This is a genomic window from Bacteroides sp. AF25-38AC (genome assembly GCF_003602995.1).
In the GTDB taxonomy this organism is placed as follows: domain Bacteria; phylum Bacteroidota; class Bacteroidia; order Bacteroidales; family Bacteroidaceae; genus Bacteroides; species Bacteroides uniformis.
Window position 1 is genome coordinate 101312 of record NZ_QTMD01000016.1, and the last position, 10217, is coordinate 111528.

9 protein-coding genes are annotated in these 10217 nt (G+C 45.0%); 3 read left to right on the forward strand and 6 right to left on the reverse strand.

What is annotated here, in order from left to right; all coding sequences use genetic code 11:
* Nucleotides 1-48 precede the first annotated feature (48 nt).
* Entirely contained in the window at nucleotides 49-1470 is a 1422-nt protein-coding gene (locus DWY55_RS12695; protein WP_172679961.1) for a transglycosylase SLT domain-containing protein, read from the forward strand.
* Nucleotides 1471-1510: 40 nt separating this feature from the next.
* Here the strand turns inward: DWY55_RS12695 and metH are convergent, their stop codons facing one another.
* The 5 genes from metH to DWY55_RS12720 form a co-directional block, all read right to left on the reverse strand.
* A complete protein-coding gene (gene metH / locus DWY55_RS12700) occupies nucleotides 1511-4276 on the reverse strand; it encodes a methionine synthase (protein WP_051642927.1) in 2766 nt (921 codons plus the stop codon).
* Nucleotide 4277: 1 nt separating this feature from the next.
* Complete coding sequence (smpB, locus tag DWY55_RS12705) at nucleotides 4278-4730, reverse strand: SsrA-binding protein (protein ID WP_005831836.1); 453 nt, start codon at nucleotides 4728-4730, stop codon at nucleotides 4278-4280.
* Nucleotides 4731-4738: 8 nt separating this feature from the next.
* Nucleotides 4739-5311 (reverse strand): Yip1 family protein, encoded by a 573-nt coding sequence (locus DWY55_RS12710; RefSeq protein ID WP_008665379.1) that lies wholly within the window; start codon nucleotides 5309-5311, stop codon nucleotides 4739-4741.
* A gap of 3 nt (nucleotides 5312-5314) precedes the next feature.
* Nucleotides 5315-6241 (reverse strand): hypothetical protein, encoded by a 927-nt coding sequence (locus tag DWY55_RS12715; RefSeq protein ID WP_117878417.1) that lies wholly within the window; start codon nucleotides 6239-6241, stop codon nucleotides 5315-5317.
* Nucleotides 6242-6321: 80 nt separating this feature from the next.
* Nucleotides 6322-6819 carry a DMP19 family protein gene (locus DWY55_RS12720; protein WP_008665373.1) on the reverse strand — a complete coding sequence of 166 codons (498 nt, stop codon included), beginning with the start codon at nucleotides 6817-6819 and terminating at the stop codon, nucleotides 6322-6324.
* A 443-nt stretch (nucleotides 6820-7262) separates the two neighbouring features.
* On the opposite strand from DWY55_RS12720, the gene DWY55_RS12725 reads away from it, so the two are divergent.
* A complete protein-coding gene (locus tag DWY55_RS12725) occupies nucleotides 7263-7964 on the forward strand; it encodes an iron-sulfur cluster assembly scaffold protein (protein WP_005832778.1) in 702 nt (233 codons plus the stop codon).
* A gap of 18 nt (nucleotides 7965-7982) precedes the next feature.
* Nucleotides 7983-8993, forward strand: a complete 1011-nt coding sequence (locus DWY55_RS12730) for a GGGtGRT protein (RefSeq protein ID WP_117878415.1) — start codon at nucleotides 7983-7985, stop codon at nucleotides 8991-8993.
* A 700-nt stretch (nucleotides 8994-9693) separates the two neighbouring features.
* Here DWY55_RS12730 and DWY55_RS12740 read toward each other — a convergent pair.
* On the reverse strand, nucleotides 9694-10155 hold the full coding sequence (locus DWY55_RS12740; protein ID WP_009037600.1) for a lipocalin family protein: 462 nt from the start codon (nucleotides 10153-10155) through the stop codon (nucleotides 9694-9696).
* Nucleotides 10156-10217: the final 62 nt, after the last annotated feature.

The window sequence follows — 10217 nt, forward strand, 5'->3', positions numbered from 1 at the left end:
TGGAGAATTGATAATGGAGGATTAAGAACGCACTAAACCCTATGAGATATGAACAGCCTGTTTTCTTTCGCCAGACATAAATCATCCATTATCAATTCTCCCGTCCCAATTATCTTGCTGTTGTTGTTGTGCTGCATCGCAGGATGCCGTGGAGGACATCCTGCCGAAAAAGAAGAAGCGGATGACCTGCAACAGATAAAGGACAGCGGAGAACTGGTCGTATTGACACTGTACAGCTCCACTTCCTACTTCATCTACCGTGGCCAGGACATGGGATTCCAGTATGAGCTGAGCGAACAGTTTGCCAAGAGCCTGGGAGTGAAGCTGAGAATAGAGGTAGCCCGGAATGTGCACGAACTCATAGAGAAGTTGCAGGCAGGCAAGGGAGACCTCATTGCCTACAACCTTCCCATCACCAAGGAATGGAAAGACAGCCTGCTTTATTGCGGCGAAGAGGTCATCACGCACCAAGTCATCGTGCAACGTAACGGCGGACGCACCAAACCACTGAAAGACGTAACGGAACTCATCGGGAAAGATGTATATGTGAAGCCCGGAAAATATTATGAACGGCTGGTCAATCTGGACGAAGAGCTCGGAGGAGGTATCCACATCCATAAAGTGACCAACGACAGTATCAGTGCAGAAGACCTCATCACCCAGGTGGCACAAGGGAAAATCCCCTATACCGTAGCAGACAATGACGTGGCACAGCTTAATACGACCTATTACCCCAACCTGAATATCGGACTCTCCATCAGCTTTGACCAGCGTGCATCGTGGGCAGTCCGGAAAGACTGTCCGCAACTGGCAGCCGCCGCCAACAAATGGCACGAGGAGAATATGACTTCACCTGCCTATACGGCAAGTATGAAACGATATTTTGAAATCGGCAAGGCCATTCCCCACTCTCCTATCCTCTCCCTGCGCGAAGGAAAAATTTCCCATTACGATGATTTGTTCAAGAAATATGCTCCCAAGATAGACTGGGACTGGCGCCTGCTGGCGTCTCTGGCATATACTGAGTCCAACTTCGACTCCACCGCCGTATCCTGGGCCGGTGCCAGGGGGCTGATGCAACTGATGCCTGCCACAGCCAGGGCTATGGGGCTACCCGAAGGAAAGGAACAGAACCCTGAAGAGAGTATAAAGGCTGCCGTGAAATACATAGGCGCCACAGCCAAAAGTTTTTCCAAGATACCCCAGGAAGAACGCATCAACTTTGTGCTGGCATCTTATAATTCCGGTATCGGCCATGTGCTGGATGCCATGGCACTGGCCGAAAAATACGGCAAAAACAAATATGTCTGGCGTGATAATGTAGAAAACTTCATTCTGCTAAAAAGCAATGAGGAATACTTCACCGACCCCGTCTGCAAAAACGGCTATTTCCGTGGCATTGAAACTTATAACTTCGTAAGGGATATTACGTCACGCTTCGAGCAATACAAGAAGAAGATAAAAAAATAGGGATTAAGGATTAATCCCTAATCCTTATTTTCCTTCCTATTTAAAACAGATTCAGTTTGTTCTTTCTCGCTTCTTCCAGGGAAACGGTTGTCACTTGTTTCTCCCGGTTCTTTTCGCACAACTGCCGATACTTCTCATGCAGTTCTTCTTCCAGCTCCTCCTTTGTCTTAGGATTCATCAGCTTGGCTGCTACTGTAGCATTCTGTGAAGCGTCCTTCAGATGGATTACGGGAGCATGATAGACCGGAGCAATTTTCAGAGCTGTGTGAAGCGGTGAAGTCGTGGCACCACCTATCAGCAGAGGAACGTCCAGACCTGCCTTTTCCAGCTCAATGGCTACATGCACCATTTCATCCAGCGAAGGGGTTATCAAGCCACTCAATCCTATCATGTCTACCTTTTCCTCTATGGCATGCTGTACAATGGTTTCGGCAGGCACCATGACGCCAAGGTCTATTATTTCGTAGCCGTTGCAGGCCATTACTACCGAGACTATATTTTTGCCAATGTCGTGCACATCACCTTTCACCGTAGCCAGCAGCACCTTCCCGGCAGCAGTCGCACCTTCTTCTTTCTCCGACTCGATTACGGGCTGGAGGATGGCAACCGCCCTCTTCATGGTGCGCGCCGTCTTCACTACTTGCGGCAGGAACATCTTGCCTGCCCCAAACAAGTCGCCGACATGATTCATGCCTGCCATCAACGGACCTTCAATGATGGAAACAGCCTTGGGATACAGCTTCAGCGCTTCGGCAAGGTCTTCTTCCAGATAATCGCCGATACCCTTTGTCAAGGCGTACTTCAACCGCTCTTCCACAGGAGTCCCCTCTCTCCAGGCAAGTTGGGAATGGGCGGCAGCCTGCCGCTCTCCTCCAGAAGTTTTTGCCGCCTCTGCTTCCGCTTTCAAGCGTTCGGCAGTTTCTATCAGGCGCTCGGCAGCATCGGGACGACGGTTCAAGACCACATCCTCTATGCGCTCCAATATATCAGCGGGAATATCGGTGTAAAGAACGGAGGCAGCCGGATTGACGATACCCATATCCATGCCCTCGCGGATGGCATAGTAAAGGAATACGGCATGCATCGCCTCGCGAATGTAATTATTGCCGCGGAAAGAGAAGGAAAGGTTACTCACTCCTCCACTGACATGCGCACCGGGCAGATTCTTGCGTATCCATCCGGTGGCACGGATAAAGTCTACAGCATAATTGTTGTGCTCGTCCATACCGGTTGCCACGGCAAGTACATTCGGGTCGAAAATTATATCATGGGGATTGAAACCTATCTTGTCCACCAAAAGACGGTATGCCCGTTCGCAGACCTCAATCTTACGTTCGTACGTGTCTGCCTGCCCTTTTTCATCAAAAGCCATCACCACGGCTGCCGCACCATATTGCTTGATGGTACGCGCATGCTCCAGGAATTTATCTTCCCCCTCCTTCAAGGAGATGGAGTTGACGATGGACTTGCCTTGCAAGCATTTCAATCCGGCCACAATCACTTCCCACTTAGAGGAGTCTATCATGACGGGGACGCGGGCAATCTCCGGTTCCGAAGCTATCAGATGGAGGAAAGTCGTCATCTCCACTTGAGCATCCAGCAGTCCGTCGTCCATATTTATATCGATGACCTGCGCACCGTCTTCCACCTGCTGGCGGGCAATGCTGAGCGCCTCGTCATATTTCTTTTCATTAATCAGACGCAAGAATTTGCGCGAACCCGCAACATTACAGCGTTCACCCACATTCACGAAGTTATTTTCCGGCTTCACTTCCAGAAGTTCAAGCCCGGAGAGCCAAAGATTTTCCGGTCTGGGAACCGGCTGATGGGGCGTTGCACCGGCAATCAGCGAGGAGTACTCGGCAATGTAGGCATCTGTCGTTCCGCAACAACCACCGATAATATTCACCAATCCCTCATGGATATACTCTTTTACTTCATGTGCCATATCGGCAGGAGTCTGGTCGTATGTGCCCAAACTGTTGGGCAGTCCGGCGTTGGGATAAGCACTGATATAATAAGGTGCACGGGCAGCAAGCTGCTCCAGGAAAGGTTTCAGCTGGCGGGCGCCAAAGGAGCAGTTCAACCCAACTGAAAAAATATCGGCATGTTGCACGGAGGCGAGAAAAGCATCCAAAGTTTGTCCCGACAGAGTACGCCCTCCAATATCAGAAACAGTCACAGAGAGCATCAAGGGTACATGAACTCCTACAGTTTCCATCGCCTGCCCGGCGGCAAAAATAGCAGCCTTGGCATTCAGCGTATCAAAAATGGTTTCTATCAGCAAAGCATCCACACCACCTTCGAGCAATGCTTCCATCTGCTCACGGTAGGCATCGGCCAGTTCATCGTAGCTCAAGGCACGAAAAGCCGGATTGTTCACATCGGGACTCATAGAGCAGGTCTTGTTCGTCGGTCCTACGGAGCCTGCCACAAAACGGGGTTTGTCGGGAGTAAGAGAAGTAAACTCATCTGCCACTTTGCGTGCCAGGCGCACTGCGGCAAGATTCATCTCGCGCACATAGTCCTGCACATGATAATCGGCCATACTGACGCGGGTGGAACTGAATGTATTTGTTTCGATAATATCCGCACCTGCCGCCAGATACTTGCGGTGAATGTCTTGTATCACATCGGGGCGTGTCAGACAAAGCAGGTCATTGTTACCTTTCATCTGTCCGGGAATCTGCGAGAAGCGTTCACCCCGAAAATCTTCCTCTGTCAAGTTGTATTGCTGTATCATGGTGCCCATTGCACCATCCAGAATAAGGATGCGCTCACGCACCAAACTACCAAGTTTACTCATATTATCTTTTAAACATACGCGCCATATCGCGTTTGTCATCTTTTTCCTTCAGTGATTCGCGCTTATCATATTGCTTCTTACCTTTGGCAAGTGCCACCACAAGTTTGGCCAGCCCTTTTTCATTGATAAACAAGCGCACGGGAACAATGGTGAAACCCGGATCTTTCGTGCCGCGCATCAGTTTTTCAAGTTCCTTCTTATTCAACAAAAGCTTGCGCTCCCTGCGTGCATTGTGATTGTTGTACGAACCATAGAAGTATTCGGCCACATGCATGTTCTTCACCCACAATTCGCCGTTGGCAAAGTAACAGAACGTATCGACTAAGCTTGCTTTCCCCAACCGGATGGACTTGATTTCTGTGCCCGTAAGCACAATGCCAGCCGTATAGGTGTCCGTCAGTTCGTAATCGAACGTAGCACGCTTATTCTTTATATTTACAGGAGCTTGTTTCATAACATTTATCAGTTTAGCACTACCGTCAGCTTATTGAATATCCATTCAATGGCCACCGGACAAGCTATTAACAAAATAGAAGAAAGAATGGTGAAACGCAAACGGTCTTTTTCCGCTATCTGCATCACCTTTTTGCTTCCTTCCCACACAACATACACGATATAGAATTGGAGCAACAGAGCCATAATGCCAAAATCAGGCAATATGCCGATAACAATCCGCAGCATGAACACCACTACCAGTGCATAACCTGCAAACTGTTGCGCCAAAGGAATATCACTGTCCAGCATAAACATGCGGACACGCAACCCATTGATGAGATAGGCTGCCAAAAAATATCCTCCAAACAAGGATACAGCCACCGCACAGCATTGTGTCATGGCATATTGAAAGCTTTGCGGCCCATCCCATCCCATCTTCATCAAAGAGCCGATGAAAACGGACAACCCGCATAAACCAATCATAGGATAGACAAAAGTAGTAAATACTTTTCGTCTATCCTCTAAACTAATTTCCTCCCAGGCACGAGCCGGAGAGGAAATCAGTAGTATTGCTATATGAAATAAATCTTTGTAATTCAAATCTTATTTTTCAGCTTCTCCCTTTGTAACTGTATACACTTTTTCCTCCGTTTGAGGATCGTCCAACTTCAATGAATATGAATTTACTTTCGTAACAATTTCAATAGTAGTCGGATTCTCAAAAGTAGATGTTTCACGTTTGTAACGTTCAAAAACCTTTCTTAAATCATATACTTTATAGAACAATCCCAACCCATAATAACCACCAGTATTTGCAGTTAATGTGTAAGATGTGCTACTATTGGATGTCGAATCACCATTAGAATTATGACCCAAATATAATCTTAAAGTTGTTCCATTATCCTCATTCGGGTAATACACTAATGTCAAAAAATGTCTTTTGTTAGTAATATAATAATTTATTGGAAGTAGAAGCGTATAATCATCATAGAAAAACTTAGGAGCATATTTTATACCACCAGCATCATATCCTAACGAAATGATAGCAGCATTGTTAGACTTGCTGATTGAATCATTTGTAGCTACTCCCTTCTGTTCAACTATTGCCACTGTATTATCTAATGATTCAATAGAGTACAATTCAACGCCCTTAATATCTTTTTCATCAGCAGGTATATTTACTTGAGTGGGGTCCCAACGATAGTATATCTGTGCCACCTTATCGCTCATTTCAGACATTTTGAAACCATTAGCCTCTAAAGCCGAGATTGAAGCAGATGTCGGAGTTATAGTTACGCCATTCTCACCTTTAAAAGAATAAAGACCCATATAATTCTGAACTTTAACCATACCCCCTCCATAGTTGTAAGGGTCACTATCTGAATTCAGACACGAAGTAAACGAAATGCCCATCAACAATGTCAAGGCAACCATCAAGAATTTTAATTGTTTCATCTTTCCTATAAATATTAGAGTTTGCAAATTTAGATAAAAGAATTGAGTAATATAGTACTCTCCTCGTTTTTTCATTGTTTTTAAGATTAAATGAAAGATTAATCTAAATACTGCATGTCACAGTGATATTTAACATTTATATCAGTTAATCCACACTACACAATCTTGGCAAACAGCTCCAAATGCTCATCCACATAGCCGGCAACCAAAGCTGTATATTCCTCCTCTTTTTCCAAAAATTCATCTTCCAGTTCATCGAAAGCCTCATATTGCTCGTACATTGCCATAAATTCCTCGTCTGTGCGTTCGCGTTCCAAGTCGTCACGATGGCTATCGTATATTTTCTTGGCAGCATAAACCAACTTGCTCAAATCGCCCACTCCCCACAAACGCATCACTTTGGCAAACGGATTGTCGAAAATATAACCGCCATAACCATTTTGAATCAGTTGGCAGAAGCCCCCTTCCATCACTTCATCACGGAATATCTGATAGGCCAACAATGAATGCTGTTCACCGGTAAGCAAAGACATCGTCCCGGCAGTCATTTCTCCGCCTATTTCTTTCTTATAAGCACCGGTGAATACGCCGATGAATGCATCCATCCCTTCACCGGCAGCCTGGCGCAATGCCACATCTGTAACTTCTATCATAGTTTGTATTTTATTTAATGTGCCACAAAGGTAAGACTTTGCAGCCATAGTCAAACACGGACTCCCCTTTATTTTCTTCGCCTTGCCAACCAGTTGGCAGGATTTTGCCTTACCATTGGCAAGACTTTGCCACCGCGTTGGCAAAACTTTGCCATAGGCATGGCAAAAGTTTGCCAAGACGCAAGCAAGGGGTTGGCAAAATTACTTCCTGATTAACAAGCACATACCTTATTGATTCACAAACCCTATCAGAGACGAGAAAAAACAGTCAACTGCAAACTCCACTTTACATTCCGCAGAAATTCAGCTTCTTATTACTTCTTTTTTTAAAAAAAGTCAAATTGAACAGTTGGCAGAAACGGGGAAAACAACTAACTTTGCACCCGACTAATAAAAGTGGACTACGTTTTTTTTAATTATATCACTTAAAAAAAGAGCTAATTATGACTTATTCACACGAAGTGGAACACATGTGTGTTGTGAAGAAAGGTCCTAATCACGGACCGGCTCCTATTCCCGAAGAAGGTAAATGGGTAAAAGCTAAAGAAATTGTTGACATCTCTGGTCTGACACACGGTATTGGCTGGTGTGCTCCTCAGCAAGGTGCATGTAAATTAACCCTCAATGTAAAGGAAGGCGTTATCCAGGAAGCTTTGGTTGAGACTATCGGTTGCTCCGGTATGACTCATTCTGCTGCTATGGCATCAGAAATCCTCCCGGGAAAGACTATCCTCGAAGCATTGAATACTGACCTCGTTTGCGACGCTATCAACACAGCTATGCGCGAACTCTTCCTGCAAATCGTTTACGGTCGTACTCAGTCTGCTTTCTCTGAAGGCGGTTTGATTATCGGTGCCGGTCTGGAAGACTTGGGTAAAGGTCTGCGCAGCCAGGTAGGTACACTGTACGGTACTTTGGCTAAAGGTCCCCGTTACCTGGAAATGGCTGAAGGTTACATCAAGAATGTATTCCTGGACAAGGACGACCAAATTTGCGGATACGAGTTTGTTCACCTGGGCAAGTTCATGGATGAAATCAAGAAGGGAACTGACGCAAACGAAGCTTTGAAGAAAGTTACCGGTACTTACGGACGCGTAACAGCAGAACAAGGAGCAGTTAAACACATTGACCCACGTCACGAATAATATAAGGAGGAAAAGAATATGATTAGAGAAGTGAAATTTGAAAGTCAAGACCGTCGTATCAAGCAGATCATCGCTGCCCTGAACGAAAACGGCATCAAAGACATCGAAGAGGCTAACGCTATCTGCGAAGCTCATGGACTTGATCCTTATATGACGTGTGAAGAAACTCAGCCTATCTGTTTTGAAAATGCAAAATGGGCCTACGTTGTAGGTTGCGCCATCGCTATCAAGAAGGGCTGCAAGAACGCTGCTGAAGCTGCCGAAGCTATCGGTATCGGCCTGCAGGCATTCTGTATCCCGGGTTCTGTAGCCGACGACCGTAAGGTTGGTATCGGTCATGGTAACCTGGCTGCCATGTTGCTGCGCGAGGAGACTAAGTGCTTCGCTTTCCTGGCAGGTCACGAGTCATTCGCTGCTGCCGAAGGTGCTATCAAAATTGCCGCTAAAGCAGACAAAGTACGTAAAGAGCCTCTGCGTTGTATCCTGAACGGTCTCGGCAAGGACGCTGCACAGATTATCTCCCGTATCAACGGCTTTACATACGTTCAGACTCAATTCGACTACTACACAGGTGAACTGAAAGTAGTTAGTGAAATCGCATACAGCGACGGTCCTCGTGCCAAAGTAAAATGCTACGGTGCTGACGACGTTCGCGAAGGTGTGGCTATTATGTGGAAAGAGGGTGTGGATGTATCCATCACTGGTAACTCTACGAACCCGACCCGCTTCCAGCACCCGGTTGCCGGTACTTATAAGAAAGAACGCGTATTGGCTGGTAAGCCGTACTTCTCAGTAGCATCCGGTGGTGGTACTGGTCGTACTCTGCACCCGGACAACATGGCTGCCGGACCGGCTTCTTACGGTATGACTGATACTATGGGTCGTATGCACTCAGATGCTCAGTTCGCTGGTTCTTCATCAGTTCCTGCTCACGTAGAAATGATGGGATTCCTGGGAATTGGTAACAATCCTATGGTAGGTTGTACAGTGGCTTGTGCGGTTGACGTGGCTCAGGCTTTGAGCAAGTAATCATCTGATATACAGATTATATATGAAGAGCTTTCCTTAGGGAAGGCTCTTCTTGTTTTAACAGACTTCCACGCTATCCTTGCTCTACTCACCTTTGCCTATCATCCTTTAATATCATCACTTTATCAATTGTGACGGTGTACTATATTATACTCTATAAATTCTCTATAAATTGCCACATTATTGCTAATTCTGTGACGTACTTGTGACGGGGTATCTATACCGTCACAACAAAGCAAGACATTCATAAGTCACTATGTATCAACTAATATCAAAATCATATTAAACACCTCCTATCTTATATTATTAATGGCATGTGACGAAATTACTTCAATCATACAACTTTATACTATTTGCTTTACACCTCTACCTTCAAATTCAAGAACATTTAGTTTACATTAGTTTCCCCTCTGTAATATGGTTAACTTCGTATCAGATTAATTCAATTATCAATTATCAAATTAATACAATTATGAGACTTACCAAGAAGAACTCTCCTAAAAGTTACACTATCTACTACCTACCACAAGAGATTAAAGAAACTATGGTTACAGAGGTCAGTTACCTGCCTATTACCAGAGAGAGACTGGAACAGTTCTTTAAAGATGCAGCAAGTAAGCGAAAGCCTAAATTAGTCAAGAAGCGGAAACAGTCAAGGCAGCAAGGGAGTTAATTCCATGCTGCCTTTATACTTCAATACTTATTTCCTTTTATAAGTCATTTTAGCATATTCTACCCCTCCATCATCCTCTTTCTCCATATATTCAAGAACTAACTTGCTGTTGGATATTTCAAGAACATTCAAATCAAGAGCATAAGTGGCATCAATAGGTCTAAGTGTCAGCAGCTTATTACTCAATGCCCATTTCCCTTCATCTAATTCCGAATTATCCAAATCATATTCAGTATATGTACCGTCAGCTCTGAATGTAAGATTACCAAAATATTCGCATTCATCTTTAGGTGCATGACTCCATTCTCTGTTTTCTTCAGGATATTCTGGCTCTATTTCATACCCTTCTTCGTAAGTTAGTACCCATTGACCTACAATGTTCTCTGTAGTAGGTGTACTTTCTTCTTCGTCATCATCACTACATGCTGCGAAGTTAACACTCATAATTACGGCTACGATAGCCATTCCAATAAATCTTAATGTTCTCATTTTAGAGCCTGTTTAAATTTTCAAGTTTGATATTGAAAGAGTGTTTCTTCTTTCCTCGAAAA

Bases quoted from the DNA above. Each gene is read 5' to 3' on its own strand.
- DWY55_RS12695 (WP_172679961.1), top strand. From the start codon at position 49: ATGAACAGCCTGTTTTCTTTCGCCAGACATAAATCATCCATTATCAAT.
- metH (WP_051642927.1), bottom strand. From the start codon at position 4,276: ATGAGTAAACTTGGTAGTTTGGTGCGTGAGCGCATCCTTATTCTGGAT.
- smpB (WP_005831836.1), bottom strand. From the start codon at position 4,730: ATGAAACAAGCTCCTGTAAATATAAAGAATAAGCGTGCTACGTTCGAT.
- DWY55_RS12715 (WP_117878417.1), bottom strand. From the start codon at position 6,241: ATGAAAAAACGAGGAGAGTACTATATTACTCAATTCTTTTATCTAAAT.
- DWY55_RS12720 (WP_008665373.1), bottom strand. From the start codon at position 6,819: ATGATAGAAGTTACAGATGTGGCATTGCGCCAGGCTGCCGGTGAAGGG.
- DWY55_RS12725 (WP_005832778.1), top strand. From the start codon at position 7,263: ATGACTTATTCACACGAAGTGGAACACATGTGTGTTGTGAAGAAAGGT.
- DWY55_RS12730 (WP_117878415.1), top strand. From the start codon at position 7,983: ATGATTAGAGAAGTGAAATTTGAAAGTCAAGACCGTCGTATCAAGCAG.
- DWY55_RS12740 (WP_009037600.1), bottom strand. From the start codon at position 10,155: ATGAGAACATTAAGATTTATTGGAATGGCTATCGTAGCCGTAATTATG.